The sequence below is a fragment of the Paramagnetospirillum sp. genome (genome assembly GCF_058402745.1).
In genome coordinates this window covers 1-15,837 of the sequence record NZ_JBZVFI010000011.1, presented here as the reverse complement: position 1 = coordinate 15,837, position 15,837 = coordinate 1, and the positions used below count along the sequence as shown (strand labels likewise).

The 15,837-nt window shown below is 69.9% G+C and carries 12 protein-coding genes; 3 read left to right on the top strand and 9 right to left on the bottom strand.

Annotation, left to right across the window (positions count from 1 at the left end):
* Window positions 1–93: 93 nt before the first annotated feature.
* Window positions 94–540, top strand: coding sequence for a ligand-binding protein SH3 (locus ACV4UZ_RS08175; protein WP_491600399.1), 447 nt, complete (start codon window positions 94–96; stop codon window positions 538–540).
* 85 nt (window positions 541–625) lie between these two features.
* Here the strand turns inward: ACV4UZ_RS08175 and ACV4UZ_RS08170 are convergent, their stop codons facing one another.
* The 8 genes from ACV4UZ_RS08170 to ACV4UZ_RS08135 all read right to left on the bottom strand — a co-directional run bounded on the left by ACV4UZ_RS08170 (window position 626) and on the right by ACV4UZ_RS08135 (window position 12,918).
* Entirely contained in the window at window positions 626–1,651 is a 1,026-nt protein-coding gene (locus ACV4UZ_RS08170; RefSeq protein ID WP_491600398.1) for a magnesium transporter CorA family protein, read from the bottom strand.
* Window positions 1,648–2,151: a bactofilin family protein gene (locus tag ACV4UZ_RS08165; protein ID WP_491600397.1), complete on the bottom strand. Its 504-nt coding sequence runs from the start codon at window positions 2,149–2,151 to the stop codon at window positions 1,648–1,650. The genes ACV4UZ_RS08170 and ACV4UZ_RS08165 overlap by 4 nt, the downstream gene beginning before the upstream one ends.
* Window positions 2,132–3,319, bottom strand: coding sequence for a peptidoglycan DD-metalloendopeptidase family protein (locus ACV4UZ_RS08160; RefSeq protein ID WP_491600396.1), 1,188 nt, complete (start codon window positions 3,317–3,319; stop codon window positions 2,132–2,134). The genes ACV4UZ_RS08165 and ACV4UZ_RS08160 overlap by 20 nt, the downstream gene beginning before the upstream one ends.
* 155 nt (window positions 3,320–3,474) lie before the next feature.
* Entirely contained in the window at window positions 3,475–5,529 is a 2,055-nt protein-coding gene (locus ACV4UZ_RS08155; protein WP_491600395.1) for a hypothetical protein, read from the bottom strand.
* 100 nt (window positions 5,530–5,629) lie between these two features.
* Window positions 5,630–8,329: a DUF4159 domain-containing protein gene (locus tag ACV4UZ_RS08150; protein ID WP_491600394.1), complete on the bottom strand. Its 2,700-nt coding sequence runs from the start codon at window positions 8,327–8,329 to the stop codon at window positions 5,630–5,632.
* A 139-nt stretch (window positions 8,330–8,468) separates the two neighbouring features.
* Entirely contained in the window at window positions 8,469–9,356 is an 888-nt protein-coding gene (locus ACV4UZ_RS08145) for a DUF58 domain-containing protein (RefSeq protein ID WP_491600393.1), read from the bottom strand.
* A gap of 113 nt (window positions 9,357–9,469) precedes the next feature.
* Window positions 9,470–11,272 (bottom strand): translation elongation factor 4, encoded by a 1,803-nt coding sequence (lepA, locus tag ACV4UZ_RS08140; protein ID WP_491600392.1) that lies wholly within the window; start codon window positions 11,270–11,272, stop codon window positions 9,470–9,472.
* A 59-nt stretch (window positions 11,273–11,331) separates the two neighbouring features.
* Window positions 11,332–12,918: a hypothetical protein gene (locus tag ACV4UZ_RS08135; RefSeq protein ID WP_491600391.1), complete on the bottom strand. Its 1,587-nt coding sequence runs from the start codon at window positions 12,916–12,918 to the stop codon at window positions 11,332–11,334.
* A gap of 537 nt (window positions 12,919–13,455) precedes the next feature.
* Here ACV4UZ_RS08135 and ACV4UZ_RS08130 point away from each other — a divergent pair.
* Both ACV4UZ_RS08130 and ACV4UZ_RS08125 read left to right on the top strand, forming a co-directional pair.
* A complete protein-coding gene (locus ACV4UZ_RS08130; RefSeq protein ID WP_491600613.1) occupies window positions 13,456–14,109 on the top strand; it encodes a response regulator in 654 nt (217 codons plus the stop codon).
* 31 nt (window positions 14,110–14,140) lie between these two features.
* Window positions 14,141–15,379 (top strand): EAL domain-containing protein, encoded by a 1,239-nt coding sequence (locus ACV4UZ_RS08125; RefSeq protein ID WP_491600390.1) that lies wholly within the window; start codon window positions 14,141–14,143, stop codon window positions 15,377–15,379.
* On the opposite strand, the gene ACV4UZ_RS08120 is transcribed toward ACV4UZ_RS08125, so the two are convergent.
* Window positions 15,315–15,837 (bottom strand): helix-hairpin-helix domain-containing protein (locus ACV4UZ_RS08120; protein ID WP_491600389.1); only part of this gene is annotated, 523 nt, incomplete at its 5' end. The two genes, ACV4UZ_RS08125 and ACV4UZ_RS08120, sit on opposite strands and share 65 nt — an antisense overlap.

The window sequence follows — 15,837 nt, the reverse complement described above, 5'->3', positions numbered from 1 at the left end:
ATCTTTCCCGAGGATCGGGCCGGCGGCAAGAGGGGGGGCTTGAACCCCGCCCGGCGATCACAATATCAGCATCATCGAATATAGGAGGCGAGGATGCTGATCGAGGGATTTCCGCCCGATGGCGTGGTGACGGTCAACCGGGTGGTGCTGCGCCCCGGCTACACGGTGGACGACCTGGAGGAGCGGGTGGCGCTGCTGTGCGAGAACGTCAAGACCTGGCACTCGGACACCGGCTTCATCGGCGGCTTCGTCTGCCTGAATTCGGGCCGGATCTCCAACGAGGGCTCGACGGTGGGCCAGGCGGTCGCGTCGCCGCTGGCCGGGCGGGAAGCGCTGATCGTCACCTTCTGGAGAAGCTTCGCCGAGCACGAGCAATCCCACCGCTCGCCCACCTTCCAGCCCCTGTTCCGGGACGTGCTGGATTTGTGCGAGAACGGCAACGAGGAGATCGCCTATTCCATGCTGTGGCAGGGAAGCGCCTATACCCCGGAACAGGCCAGGCTGGCCCAGGCCGCCAAGGGACCCCGCCTGTCACCCTGAGGCGGAGCCGAAGGGCCTTTCCGGCGAGGATGGTTGCCGCTTCAGGCTGAAAGATGCTTCGCGTTCGCTCAGCATGACAGCTGGTTCAGACCCAGCCCTTGCGGCGGAAGAACAGGTAGGGCAGCACCGCCGACACCACCGCCAGTCCGATGGCCCAGGCGTAGCCCCATTCCCATTGCAGCTCGGGGATGAGCTTGTAGTTCATGCCGTACCAGCTGGCCACCAGGGTGGGAGGCAGGAACAGCACCGACATGATGGTGAACAGCTTGATCACCTGATTCTGCTGGATGCCGATCATCCCCAGGGTGGCGTCCAGCAGGAAGGTGATCTTGTTGCCCAGGAAGTCGGTGTACTCGGCCAGCGAGTGCAGGTCGTGGTCGATGGCCCGCAGGCGTTCGGCGGTGTTGCCCAGTCCCAGGGCGTCGGCGCCGTGGGGCAGGAAGGCGGCGGCCCGCTTGAGGCCCAGCAGGGTTTCCCGCGCCTTGCCCGACAGGTCGCCGGTGCGGCCGATGGTGCGCAGCAGGGCCTCCATCTCGCGCGAGCCGGCGCGGCGGCGGCGGCGTTCGGGGCCGTGGGGTTGGTGGAAGATGCGGTGCGAGATGACGTCCAGCCCGGCGCCCAGGTCCTGCAGCACGTCGGCCAGACGATCGACGATGGCCTCCATCAGGCCCAGCAGCACGTCGCCGCCGTTGACCGGGGCGGGGTGAGCCGAAGGCAGCGCCGCCGAGAAGGTGGCCATGGCGTGCGGCGTGTCGTGGCGCAGCGTCACCAGCAGCGGGCCGCTCAGGATGAAGGTCACGGCGCTGTTGCGCGGCTCGAAGCCCGAGGCGCCGGTCAGCACCGGCACGGTCATCACCAGGGCATCGCCCAGGCGGGACAGCCGCGACGACGCCTCGATCTCCTGCATGCGGTCGCGGGACGGCAGATCCAGCCCGGTGCGGGCCTCGACCAGGGCGATTTCCTCGGGCGAGGGGTCCAGCAGGTCGATCCACAGGGCACCCAGGGTGACGCCGTCGGCCCCGCCCGTGGTTACGCCACCTGGGGGCACGCCACCTGGGGTCACGCCACCTGGGGTCACGCCACCCGGGGTGGCATGATAGGTGGCGATCATGCCGTGCCGGCGGCTTCCTGATTGAGATCGGGCTTGGCCGGCGGCGGAGCCTCGGCGGGGTCGGAGGCGCCGTTGCCCTTGGCGGCGGGGCCTTCCAGCGCCTTGACGGCGGAGCCGCCCTTGCGCACCAGACGGCCTTCCATGGAGGCGCCCGCCTCGATCTCCAGGCTGTCCTGGATCACGTCGCCCACCACCTTGGCCGACTTGGCGATCACCACCGAGGAGGCGTTGATCTTGCCGTTCAGCTCGCCATGGACCTGCACGGTCTCGGCGGTGACCTCGCCGGTGATGCGGGCGCCCTCGCCCACCAGCAGGCGGTGGCAGGAGATGTCGCCCTCCACCTGGCCGTCGATCTGCATCTCGCCCTGGGTGAAGATGTTGCCGACGATGCGCACGTCGGCGCCGATCACCGACAGCGGCAGGCCGTTGGAGCCGTGATGGCGCGCGGAATTGGCGGCGGCCGACACCGCCCCAAGGGCCTTACCAAGCTTTGGGAGCATTTTCACCTGCCGCGATGAATTTGAGGGGATCCTTGGCCACGTCGCCGACGCGGACCTCGTAATGCAGATGGGGGCCGGTGGAGCGCCCGGTATTGCCCAGAAGGCCGATCACCGTCGAGCGGGTCACCTTCTGGCCTTCCTTGACCTTGATGCGCGACATGTGGGCGTAGCGGGTGGTGACGCCGTTGCCGTGGTTGATCTCAACGGTCAGGCCGTAGCGGTCCCAGGGGCCGGCGAACTCCACCATTCCGTCGCCGGTGGCGTAGATGGGGGTGCCGTGCGGGGCGCCGAGATCGATACCCTCGTGCATGCCGGTGCGGCGGTTCAGCGGGTCGTTGCGGGTGCCGAAGCCGGAATTGAGGTCGTAATCCTCGCGCAGCGGCTCGCCCAGCGGCATCTTCTGCATCACCGCCTTGATGCCGCTCCAGCGGTCCAGGCGATCGACCAGACCCGACAGGCCGGTATCGCCGCTCATGGTGTTGAGCGGGATGAACGGGCCGCCGCGGCCGGAATCGCGGTCGCGGCGCTCGAACAGGCGGGATGCGTCCAGGCCGAGCCGGGCCAGCAGGCGCTCGGTGTCCGAGATGCGCGACTGGGCGGCGGCGTCGGTGTTCTGCACCGCCTGGGAATAGGCGACGCGCAGGCGCTCCAGCGAGCCCTCCAGGCGGCGGACCTGCTCGCGCACGGCGCGGGCGTCGTCGCCGTCGTCGCTCAAGGCCGGCTCGCTGCTCTTGCCGCGCTTGGCGGGGGCGGCCACCTTGCGGGGGGGCTGGTCCTTGGCCAGGGCGGCGTTGGTCTCGGCCAGCACCACGATGTTGGAATGGACCAGATCCACCTCGCGGGCGATGTCGGCCACCATCTTCTGGGACGAGGCCAGCCGGTACTGGGCGGTCCGGGTGGCGGCCATCATCTCGTCCAGCTGACGTTCCTTGGCGGCGATCTCGTCGGGCTGGCGGGTCAAGAGGGCCGAGACGATGCCGGCCCACACGGTGATGGCGGCCATGATGGCCAGCAGGATCAACTGGCGCTTGCGGGTGAAGGTGAAGTGCTCGGCGGTGCCGTTGGGGCGGCGGATGAAGACCTGCCATTCGGGAACGGCCCAGGACGCGGCGCGACGCAACGCCTTGAGCCGCTTTCCGGCTGCCGGGATCAGTCGCTGCTCGGTCACTGTCCTGACGTCCCCCACGTTTCGGATGGCCTGCCTGGTCGCGAGGCGGGCACAGTCTACCCAGCCCGGCCCCCATTAACCTATAGGTAAGAACTCCTTACATCGGCTGGACCGATATTCCAAATCGAATCTGTCGATGACCGGCAAAAAATGCTTCACCTCGCCTCATTTCGCCACGCCGCCAGCAGCAGGCCCAGGCCGAGAAGCGCCAGGGCCAGGGCGGGAGCCAGGGCGATTTCGCGAATGCCGTCAACCACATAGTCGCCCTTCGCCTCGAAGCCCATCCAGCCCGCCCCGCCGGCGGTGGAACCGGGGCTCACCCGGCGGGGCTCGGGCAGGCCGCCTTCGGCCAGCCAGGCCAGCGTGCCGCCGGTGGCGCGGGCGACCGGGGCGAGGCGCTCCGAGGTGGCGGTCAGCTCGGCCAGCTCCACCGGATTGGCCTGGCCGGCGGCGGCCAGGGCGACCCGGCCGTCGGGGGTGGCGACCCGCCACAGGCCGGCCTGGGTGGCCTCCACGGCTCCCCGCGCCACGCCCTCGGCATCGGGGGTCAGGGCAAGCGGCGTCGGCGTGCCGTCGGGGGCGGTGATGGTCGCTTCCATTTCCCCGGCGGCGCCGCGCGCCGCCACCACCAGCCGTCCGCCCTCCACCGTGGCGGACAGGGCGTTCTCCTCGAGGTCGGGTTCCTTCATCAGCCAGTGGGCGAGGCGCCGCGCCATCTCGGCATGGGGGCCGCCGCCCTCCCAGCCCCGCGCCCACAGCCACAATGTGTCGGACAGCACCATGGCGACGCGGCCCTCGCCCACCCGGTCCAGCACCACCAGCGGCCGGTCGTCGATGCCCGACAGCAGGGTGGCGCCCTTGGCGGTCCCCACCTCGATCTGGCGCATCCAGCTGCCCCATGGCGGGTCGCCCGGCCTGGTGCCCGGCAGCCCGGACATGACCGGATGGCGGCGGCCCGCATCGGTGAGGCGGGGGCGGAACTCGCGCTCCAGCTTGCGTCCGGTGGGGAGCGCCGGCAGCACGTCGGCCAGGGCGGATTCGGCGATGCCGTCGGCTTCGGCGAATTCCGGCCCCACGGCGGCCAGCAGCGCCCCGCCATCCGTCACGTAGCGGGCGAGGTTGCGGTAATAGGTCGAGGCCAGCACGCCCCGGCGGCGATAGCGGTCGAAGATGATCAGGTCGAATTCCGACAGCTTTTCCTCGAACAGCTCGCGCACCGGAAAGCTGATCAGGCTCATCTCGCGGATGGGGGTCTGGTCGTCCTTCTCCGGCGGGCGCAGGATGGTGAAGTGGACGAGGTCCACCGCCGGGTCGGACTTCAGGAGGTTGCGCCAGGTGCGCTCGCCGGCATGGGGTTCGCCCGACACCAGCAAGACCTTGAGCCGGTTGCGCACCCCGGAGATGGAGAGCGCCACCCGGTTGTTGGCCAGGGACAGCTCGCCCGGCCCGGGCTCGGCCTCCAGTTCCACCACGTTGGCGCCGGCATGGCGGATGGGCACCTCCAGGGTGGCGTCGCGGTTGAGCGGCACGGTGATGGCGGCGAAGGGCTTGCCGTCCAGGCGCACCGCCACCACCGCCTCGCCCTTGCCCCCCTGGTCCTCGACGCGGAAGGCCAGGGTGGCGTTTTCCCCCACCAGGGCGAAGGCGGGCGAGATGCCGGGCGCCAGCCGGCGGTCGCGCTCGTCCCTTTGCCCGGTCAGCAGCGTGTGCACCGGCGCGCCCAGGGCGCGCCCCGAATCGGCTGGCACGTCGTGGATGCGGCCGTCGGTGATCAGCGCCACCCCGGCCAGCCGGCGGCGCGGCACGTCGGCCAGCGCCCGCTCGGCCGCCGCGAACAGCCGCGTGCCGCGGTCGGCGCCCGGCTCCGCTCCCACCCGCTCGACCCGCACCTCCAGCCCCTGCAGCAGGCCGAGGCGCCGGGTCAGCTCGTCCAGGGCCGCCCGGGTCCGGGCCGGGCGGTCGCCGATGGCCTGGGACGGGCTGTCGTCCACCACCACCAGCGCCACGTCGGGAAGCGGCGTTCGGTTCTCGGCCAGCAGGCGGGGATTGGCCAGCATGGCCAGCAGCAGGGCCAGCACCAGGGCACGCAAGGCGGTGCCGGAGGCCCGCCGCGCAACGCCGATACCGACCAGCAGCACGGCGGCGGCTCCCAGCGCGGCGATCACCGGCCAGGGGAACAAGGGTGCGAAGGCCAGCGTGTGAAAGCTCATTTCTTATGCCCCTCAAGCGCCGGGCGGGCGCCTCCGCGCCCTTGGCTCCTCCGCTTCGCTCCGGGGCGCTCAACGCGCCTGCGCTTCGGCTGCGCCTCGCTCATCGCTTCAGCCTGTCCATGATGGCCGGCAGGTGGACCTGATCGGCCTTGTAGTTTCCCGTCAGGGCGTAGATCACCAGATTGATGCCGAAGCGGTAGGCATACTCGCGCTGGCGCTCGCCGCCCGGTACCACGGCGTGGGTGGGGCGTCCGCGCTCGTCCACCGCCCAGGCGGCGATCCAGTCGTTGCCGCCCAGCACCACCGGCGAGACGCCGTCATTGCCGGCTTCCGCACCCTGGCTGACCCACAGGGTGGCGCCGTCCCAGCGTCCCGGCACGCCCTTCAGCAGGTAGAACGAGCGGGTCAGCACGTGGTCCGGCCCCATGGGGGAAAGGGGCGGCAGCGCCAGCCCGGCCACCAGACGGCGCAGGCGCTCCAGTTCGGCGGTGTCGGGACCGGCCCCGGCCTGGCCCTCGTCGCCGGTGTCGAACAGGATCACGCCCCCCTTGGCCATGTAGGCGTTGAGCTTCTCCACCGCCTGCTCGGTGGGCTGCGGCTGGCCCGGGGTGATCCGCCAGTAGAGCAGGGGAAAGAACAGTACCGGGTCGCGGTCGGGGTCCACCAGCATGGGCTCGGCCAGTTCGGCGGTGGAGCGCTCGGCGAGGCGCGCCGACAGCCCGCGCAGTCCCGCCAGGCAGAGGCGGTCCAGGGCGGCATCCCTGGTGGCGACGCAGGCCAGCCGGGTCGCCAGCCCCGCCTCCAGGGCGAAGGAGGCGGCCTTCGCCTCCGTTCCCGCCCCCAGCAGAAGGGCCAGGGCGGCGGCCCGCCACAACAGCCCGCGCAACGCCAGGGTGGCGGCCATGTCGATCAGGGCGAGGAGAAGCGCCGCCAGCAGCAGGGGGGCAAGCAGGTCCAGGCCGGACGGGCTCTCGCCCAGCCGGGTCATGGCGGCGCCGGGCGGCGGGACGAAGCGCTCGGCGGGGGGCAGGGCGGGGCTCAGGTTGAAGGCGACACGCGCCTCGGCCGGTCCGTAGAGGCCGGGCGGATGGCGGGGCTGGGGGACGGTGGCGGGCAGGCTCTCGCGGTCCAGCGGCGCGGCGATGCCGGCGGCGGGGGAAAGCCGCCCCAGCCCGTCCAGCAGCTCGGCCGGGGCCAGCTTGCCCGTCCCGAGGGCCGCGCCATGTCCGCCCCGGGACAGGGCGACGAGGCGGCGCAGCATGTCCTCGAACAGGCCCGACAGGGCCAGATTGCCCCACTCGGCATTGGCGCTGGTGTGGATCAGCACCACCAGTCCCTCGCCCCGGGGGGCGGCGGTGACCAGCGGCGTGCCGTCGGTCAGGCTGGCCCAGGTGCGGGCCGCCAGCTCCAGCCCCGGCTCGGCCAGCACCTGCGAGCGGATTTCCACGTCGTCGGGAATGGCGAGCCCGTGGAAGGGCGAGGTCTCGGGAAAGGGGGCGAGGCGCATGGGCGTCGTCCACGACAGCACGCCGCCCAGGGCGCGGCCCCCCGACAGCAGGCGCACCGGCAGCAGCGGGTCGTCGGTCGCGCCCCCTTGCGTCGTGTTGGAGACCAGCAGCGGCCCGGCGAAGCGCACCAGCACGGCGCCCTGCTCCACCCGGGCGGCCAGCCGGGCGGCGGTGGGGCCGGGGGGCAGCGGCACGTCGGCCAGGACGATGACGTCCAGGCCGGATTCGGCGGCCAGTTCCGCCGCCTCGCCCCGCTTCAGCTCTGCATGGGGGGACAGGGCGCGGTCCACGTAATACAGGCGGTCGAGCAGCGGCGCCGACGAGGGATCGCCGCCGGCCAGTCCGACGCTTCGCCGCCGGCTGCTCTCGTCCAGCAGCAGGACGGAACCGGCCGAACGCTCGCCCTCGATCTCCAGGCGGGCCAGCCGGTTGCGCAGCTGGGTCGGCAGGTCGAGGGGAACGTCCACGGTGGCCCGGCCGGGCTCGAAACGGCCTTCGCCCCGCGCCAGGGTCGCCCCCTTGGCGTCCAGGGCGCGGATGGCGACGGTCTCGGGCTCGTCCGCCGGCAGGCGGCGGATGGCCGGAATCAGGCGTTCCCCCTGAGCCCCCGGCAGCAGCAGGCGGCCGCTCCGTCCCGACACGATCTCCAGGCCACCGCCCAAGCCCTGCAGCCGGCGCGAAAGGGCGCCGTCCGCCGGATCGGCCAGCCCGTCATGCAGCCACACCACCTGCCCGGCCCGGTCGAAGGGCAGGGCGTCCAGCGCCTTCAGGGCGGCGGCGCGGTCGGTGGGCCAGGGGCGGGGCTCCAGGCCCGCCGCCTGGGCGCGGGCCTCCGAGGCCGGCATCAGGCGGCCCAGGGTCAGCGGTCCGCCATCGGCGGGCGGCGCGGTGGCCAGGGTCATGACCGGGCGCCCGGCGCGCTCGGCGGCGGCCAGCACCCGGTCCAGGTGCTCGCGCCGCCGGTCCCAGTCGCGCGCCGCCGCCCAGCCGTCGTCGATGACCAGCAGCAGCGGCCCGTCGCTCCTGGCGGAAGCCTGGGGGGCGAGGCTGGGGCCGGCGGCGGCCAGGATCAGGATGGCGGCCAGCAACAGGCGCAACACCAGCAGCCAGAACGGGGTGGCCTCGGCCTCGCGCCGATTGGTGCCGAGGCCGAGCAGCAGGCCGAGGGCGGGAAAGGGCACCTTGCGCGGCCGGGGCGGCGTCACCCGCAGCAACCGCCACAACAGCGGCAGCCCGGCCAGCAGCGCCAGGGCCCAGGGGGCGGCGAAGGCGAGGCCGGGCAGGAAGGTCATGGGGTCAGACCTCGGCTTATATCGTCATCCCGGCCTTGAGCCGGGATCCAGGAGACGCCTCCTCGGGTTTCTGGCTTCCCTGGATCCCGGATAGCGCGTTGCGCTTCCGGGATGACGATGGAAAGAGTGGGCTTGCCCATCACAGACCTCCCACCGTCTGCGCCAGGGCCAGCAGGCAGGGCGCCGGCGGCCGGTCGGTGCGGTGGGTGGCGAAGCTCCAGCCCAGGGCGCGGGCCAGGGCGGCCAGCCCGTCCCGTTGGGCCGCCAGCCGGTCCCGATAGGCGGCGCGCAGATCCTCGGCCCGGCCGGTCTCCAGCTCGCCTTCGCCCTCGAGCCCCAGGAAGCGCAGGCGCCCCGCATAGGGCAGGCTTTCCTCGGCGGGGTCGAGCACCTGCAGCAGATGGCCGCCGGCCCCCATGCGGGCCAGGGCCTCGATGCGGGCGGCGATGCCGTCCAGGGGGTCGAGGAAGTCGCCGGCCAGCACCAGGGTGGCGTGGCTGGGCAGGCGGGCGGGCGGGGACAGGGGGGCGTCGGCGGCCTGCTCCAGGGCCAGGGCGAAACGGGCCAGCGCTCCGCTGCCCCAGCAGGGCGGCGCGTCGCCGGCCAGACTGGCCACCCGTTCGCCGCCCCTCAGGGCCAGGGCGGCCAGCGCCAGGACCAGCAGGCGGGCGCGGTCGTGCTTGGTGGGCAGTCCGGCCTCGGAGCGCCAGTGCATGGAGGGCGAGGAATCCAGCCACAGCCAGACGGTCTGGGACGCCGCCCATTCCGTCTCGCGCACATAGAGGTGGTCGGAGCGGGCCGAACGGCGCCAGTCGATGGACCCGGCCCCGTCACCCGGCTGTGCCCGGCGGTATTGCCAGAAGGCATCGCCGGTCCCGGCGCGGCGGCGGCCGTGGACGCCCTGGGCCACCGATTGCGCCACCCGCTCGGCCTCGACCAGCAGCGGCGCAAAGCGCGACGCCAGCTCCTCGGCGCGCAGTTCGGCCGATCCGCCGTCATTCGTCCGTGTGGAAGCTTTGCCGGTCATCCGGTCCCGCCTGCTCGCGTGTCACCCTGAGCATAGCGAAGGGTCTTTCAGCCACCGGCGTCGGCGCTGAAAGATCCTTCGGCTCCGCCTCAGGATGACAGGTTCGGGATCACCTAGGAATCACCCATCTTGAGCGCGGCCAGGAAGGCGGATTGCGGAATCTCCACCTTGCCGAACTGGCGCATGCGCTTCTTGCCTTCCTTCTGCTTTTCCAGAAGCTTGCGCTTGCGGGTGGCGTCGCCGCCGTAGCACTTGGCGGTGACGTCCTTCCGGAGCGCGCTGATGCTTTCGCGCGCCACGATGCGCCCGCCGATGGCGGCCTGGATGGCGATCTGGAACATCTGGCGCGGAATCAGCTCCTTCAGGCGCTGGCAGATGCCGCGTCCCCGGCTTTCGGCGTTGGCGCGATGGACCACGAAGGACAGGGCGTCCACCGGCTCGGCGTTGACCAGGATCGACACCTTGACCAGATCGGATTCGGCGTAGGAATCCACCTCGTAATCGAAGCTGGCATAGCCCCTGGAGATGGATTTCAGGCGGTCGTAGAAGTCGAACACCACCTCGTTCAGCGGCAGCTTGTAGACCGCCATGGCCCGCTGGCCGGCATAGGTCAGGTCCACCTGCTGGCCCCGGCGCTCGGTGCACAGCGTCAGTACCGGCCCCAGATATTCGTCGGGGACCATGATGGTGGCCTTGATCCACGGCTCTTCCATGTGGTCGATGCGGGCCGGGTCGGGCATGTCGGCGGGATTGTGCAGTTCCTCCATCTCGCCGTTGGTCTTGTGCACGCGATAGACCACGGACGGCGCGGTGGTGATGAGGTCCAGGTTGAACTCGCGCTCGAGGCGCTCCTGGATGATCTCCAGATGCAGCAGGCCGAGGAAGCCGCAGCGGAAGCCGAAGCCCAGGGCGGCCGAGGTCTCGGGCTCGTACTGGAAGCTGGCGTCGTTGAGGCGCAGCTTGGCGAGCGAGTCGCGCAGATCCTCGTAATCGGCGGCGTCGATGGGGAACAGGCCGCACCACACCACCGGCACGCTGGGCTTGAAGCCGGGCAGCGGGCTTTCGGCGGGCTTTCTGTCGTCGGTGACGGTGTCGCCCACCTTGGTGTCGGCGACGGCCTTGATGGCGGCGGTGAAGAAGCCCATCTCGCCGGGCTTCAGCTCGTTGCACTGGATCATCTTGGGCGTGAAATAGCCCACGTTGTCCACCTGATAGGCGGCCCCCGTGGCCATCATGCGGATCTTCTGGCCCTTCTTCAGCACGCCGTTCTTGATGCGCACCAGGATGATGACGCCGAGATAGGGGTCGTACCAGGAATCCACCAGCAGGGCCTGCAGCGGCTCGTTCTCCTCGCCCTCGGGCGGCGGCAGGCGGGTGACCAGGGCTTCCAGCACGTCCTCGATGCCGATGCCGGTCTTGGCCGAGATCATCACCGCGTCGGTGGTGTCCAGGCCGATGACGTCCTCGATCTGCTGCTTGACGCGCTCGGGTTCGGCGGCGGGCAGGTCGATCTTGTTGAGGACCGGCACCACCTCGTGCCCGGCGTCCAGCGCGTGATAGACGTTGGCCAGCGTCTGGGCCTCGACTCCTTGCGAGGCGTCCACCACCAGCAGCGAGCCCTCGCAGGCGGCCAGCGAGCGCGAGACCTCGTAGGCGAAGTCCACGTGGCCGGGGGTGTCCATCAGGTTCAGCTGGTAGGTCTTGCCGTCCTTGGCCTTGTAGTCCAGGCGGACGGTCTGGGCCTTGATGGTGATGCCCCGCTCGCGCTCGATGTCCATGGAATCGAGGATCTGTTCCTTCATCTCGCGCGCCTCGATGGCGCCGCAGGCCTGGATCAGGCGGTCGGCAAGGGTGGACTTGCCGTGGTCGATGTGGGCGACGATGGAGAAATTGCGGATGTGGCTGAGCTTGGTCATGGATGATCACGTCATTTCGGGGCTGCCGGACCATAGTGCGCGGCGCCCGGTTTGGGAAGCTACTTGGTGTCGGGGTCGTCCAGCCAGTGGGGCTCGATCACCTGGCGGGTCTTGCGGGTTTCGGCCAGCTTTCGCACATGGCCGAGATTCTTGGCCGCCACCTTGGCCGGTCCCTTGGCGCCGTGGGCCTGGAACACCTCCAGCGCGGCGGCCAGGGCGGCTTCCGCCTCGGCCAGATGCCCGGCGCCGGTGGAGTGGCGGTCCAGCAGGAACAGGGCCGAGCCCAGGGTGTTCTGGGTGGCGGCCCAGGACAGGGGCGAGCGCTCCCGCGTCCTGATCTCCAGCACCGAATGGCAGGCGTCGATGGAGCGCTTCAAGACCTCGGTGCTCTTCAGCTGGTCGCCGTAGACTTCCAGCACCTGGGCGATGTTGTGCATCACCTCGGCCCAGCGGCTCGGCGTCTCGGTGCGGGAATAGACCTGGAGCGTGGCCTGCAGGGCCTGCACCGATTCGCGCAGCAGCTCGGTCTGGCCGGTCTTGAGGTCCAGGCGGTAGAGCGCCACGCCGAGCCGCACCTGGGCCGAGGCCCATTCCTGCGGCATCATGGCGCGGGGCAGATGCTCCACCGCGTTCCGCCATTCCTTGATGGCCTCCTCCAGGAGCGGCGCCGGGTCCTTGGAGCGCTCGGCCTTGGCCGACAGCACGGCGCCGACATGCTTGTGGATCAGCCCGGCTTCCCACGACGGGTCGGTGCGGGCGAGGCGGCGCTGGGCCTGGCGATAGGCGTTGATGGCCTTGTCGAACCACAGGTTGGTCTCGTCGGGCGGCACCACCATGGCGTTGATGGTGGCGATGTGGCCGAACACCAGCTGGCACGAGCGCTGCTGGCCCATGGACATCTGCACCGGCGGCTTGGCGGCCAGTCCCTCGACCTGCGCGGCCGCCGCGGGCATCAGGCGGCGGATGGAGTTGCGGTGGGCCTCGGTGGGCACCTCGACGGCGGCGAGGCAGGCGGCGTAGAGCAGGTTGGACGGCCCCTCGCCCAGCTCGGCCGGCAGCTCGATGCGGGTGGTGGCGCCGAACGAGGCGGCGCGTTCGTCGTCGTTGCTGGCGGTGGCCAGCCGCAGGCGGTAGCCGTCCTTGCCGAATTCGCCCCACACCAGCAGGTCGGCGTCCTCCTCGGCCACCGCGTGCCTCGTGTTGAGCGACACGCCGGCCACCTGGGCCGGGTCGTCCAGGCGCTCCAGCTGGTAGATGCGCGGTACGGCCTTGACCCGGAAGGCCGGGCGGGCGGAGAGGACCTGATTGAGCTGGGTGGCGGCGGCACCGTCGGAATCGCCCGCCAGCGCCGCCACCAGGATGGTGAAGGCCGGCCCCTCGGCGGCGACGGGGACGGGGACCGGTTTGGGCGGCGCGGCCGGCTTGGGCTTGAACAGGCTGACCAGCAGTTCCAAAAGGCCGGACGAGCGGGCCTCGGCGCCCACCTGGGCGGCGGTGGCGGCGGCCTCCGCCTCGGCCAGAGGGGGGGGAGCCGCTTCCTTCTCCGGTTCGGGCTGGGCGGGCTTGGACCCAGCGCCCCGCATGGCCGCGAGGTCGCGCGCCCGGCGCTGCAGTTCCGCCCTTCTGTCGTTGGGATCGTCCGCCATGTCTCACCGTATACGGGAGTGCGCCGCGAACGGCAACTGGTCTGGCGGAGGCCCGCCCGCCCTACCGTGGCGAAGTGTCGCGAACTTGGGTCTCGATGTGTCGTGGAAAGGATTGTATCCAGACTATGAATGAGGTTGATCCAGATTTTGCTGCGCTGCACGCGAAGCGTTCGCCGAGTTCCCGTGTCATCCGATTTAAATCTGGATGGTGTCGATCTCTGCTGTTGATTCCACTTGTTATTTTTCCTGTGGCACTGAGAGTTGCGGTGTAAATATAACTGAAATATAAATGGTTGTTCATTGATGACAACTGCGGAATGGGGGAATCTCCCAATTGCATGTTTTGCGTGGTCCGGGTTAGAGAACTGATGTCGGCATTCATTTTGATGAAATGACGCAAATACCCGTATGAATACTTATGTCATATGGTATTTGTTTGTTATGTAGACGGTATATCATACCGAGGTCTCGATCTGAGCCTTGGAGTGCCGTGATATCTTCTCCGGTGGATGGGTGATCACGGTGCTGGTGTCGGGGATGGACAGTGATCGGATGGCGGTTCGAACGGTGCTTGTCGATGATCACGGAATCGTGCGGACCGCGATCCGCCGCGCCCTCGAGGAGATGGCGTGGATCGACGTGGTCGGCGAGGCCGATGACGGCGTGGCGGCGGTCCGGCTGATCGCCGAGGCCATGCCCGACCTGATCATCCTGGACCTGTCCATGCCGGGGCTGGACGGAATGGACATCATTCCCCTGGTGAAACGGCGCAGTCCCGCCAGCCGGATCGTCGTGCTGACCGGGACTCGGGACGGAACGACCATGAAGCGGGCCTTCGCCTTGGGCGCCGACGCCTACACCCTGAAGACGGGTGGTTGGCAGGATCTGGAGACGGCCATCTCCGAAGCCCTGGCCGGGCGGCGCTACGTCTCGCCCTCGGCCCGCCTGATCCAGGATGCCGGCGACGGCGGGCCGGGCCAGGCCGCCGGCGCGGCGGCGCCGCTTTCGGGGCGCGAGCGCCAGGTGCTGAAGCTGCTGGCCGAGGGCTACACCAACCAGAAGGTGGCCGGAATCCTGGGAATCAGCGTCAAGACGGTGGACCGGCACCGCGAGAACATCATGAACAAGCTGGGGGTGAGGACGCCGGTCGCCCTGGCGGCCATCGCGCTTCGCGAAGGCCTGGTGGTGTGAGTTCATCGGCAAGCATGGGGTGGCGTTCGACATGAGCGACGATCAGGATCTGCTGAAGGCCATCGCCCAGGTGCGCCGCTCGCCCTACGGCAAGCGGGTGGTCCATGTCTTCACCTCCTGGGCCAAGGGCGACCCCAAGCACGGGGAGAAGCTGGCCAAGGGGCGTGACCTGATCAGCCGCAACCTGTTCAGCGTCACCGATTCCGGCTGCTTCGTGCTGTCGTCGGGCGACATGGTGTTCATCTGCGCCCAGATCTCGGCGGCGGTGATCCAGACCATGTGCTCGCGCCTGGAAGCCCTGTTCTTCGGCGACGAGCCCCCCCGGGTCAATTCCTACGGCGAGGCCAAGTATTTCAAGGTGTTCGACGCCGGCCAAGATCTGGCCAAGCTGATCACCTCCATCAAGGCGCTGGTCACGGTGGCTCCCGTCGCCACCCGGCCGGCCATCGGACTGAAGGAGTTCGAGGCCGTGGTGCGCGTGGTGCGCGACAGCGACATCCGCGCCATGATCTTCAATCAGCCGGTCTATCGCTGGGCGGGCAAGAAGCCGGGCATCGAATACCTGGAATTCTTCGCCTCCCTGGACCAGATTCGCCAGGCGGCCTGCCCCGGGCACGACATCGCGGCCAATCCGGCCCTGTTCCACCTGATCAAGGCCGAGCTGGATACCCGGCTGATGCGGATCATCGGCCGCGAGATCGGCGAATACCGGCACAAGGCCTTTTCCATCAACCTGTTGGGCACCAGCCTGGTCTCCAAGGAGTTCGAGACCTTCATGGACGGGGTTCCGGCCCGGCTGTCGGGCAAGATCCTCGCCGAGATCGACCGTGGCGACTTCCTGCAGCATTCGGCCGATCTCGACGCCCTGACCCGGCGCGCCGCCGAGCTGAACGTGCCGTTGTGCGTCGATGGCCTGTCCCTGAGCGACCTGCGGGTCTTCCGCCTGCCCGACACCGCCGAGTTCGCCAAGATCAAATGGTCCGAGCAGATCACCACCCTGCCGCGCCGCGACCTGGAGGTGGCCATCCGCGCCATCAAGGAATTCGGTCCCGACAAGGTGGTGCTGACCCGTTGCGACAGCGAACGCGCGCTGGATTTCGCCCAGGCCATGGGCATACCCTTCGTGCAGGGCTTTCTGGCGGACAAGATGTTCCGCGCCGGCATCAACTTCACCGAGGGGCGCGGCCCGGCGGCAGCTCCGGCGGTCAGCCCGCCGCGCCGATCAGCGCCAGCCAGTCCTGCTCGGACAGAATCGGTATGCCCAGCTTGACCGCCTCGGCGGCCTTGGAGCCGGCATCGGCGCCGGCCACCACGTAATCGGTCTTCTTCGACACCGACCCCACCACCTTGGCGCCCAGGGCCTCGGCGCGGGCCTTGGCCTCGGGCCGGGTCATGGTGGCCAGCGTGCCGGTGAACACTACCGCCTTGCCCGCCACGGGTGACGCGCCGGCCTCGATCACCTTGGCGTCCTCGACGTCGCCGCCCAGGTCCCGCATGGCGGCGACCAGATCGTCCACCGCCGCCACGTTGTGGACCTCCTTGAAGAAGTCCAGCAGATCCTGCGCCACCGAGGGGCCGATATCCTCGATGCTGACCAGTTCGTCCCGGGCCTCCTCGGTCATGGCGGCGCGCCACGCTTCGAGGCTGCCGTAATGCCGCGCGAGGCGCTTGGCGGTGGCCTCACCGATCTGGCGGATGCCTAAGCTGAAGATGAAACGCTCCAGCCCC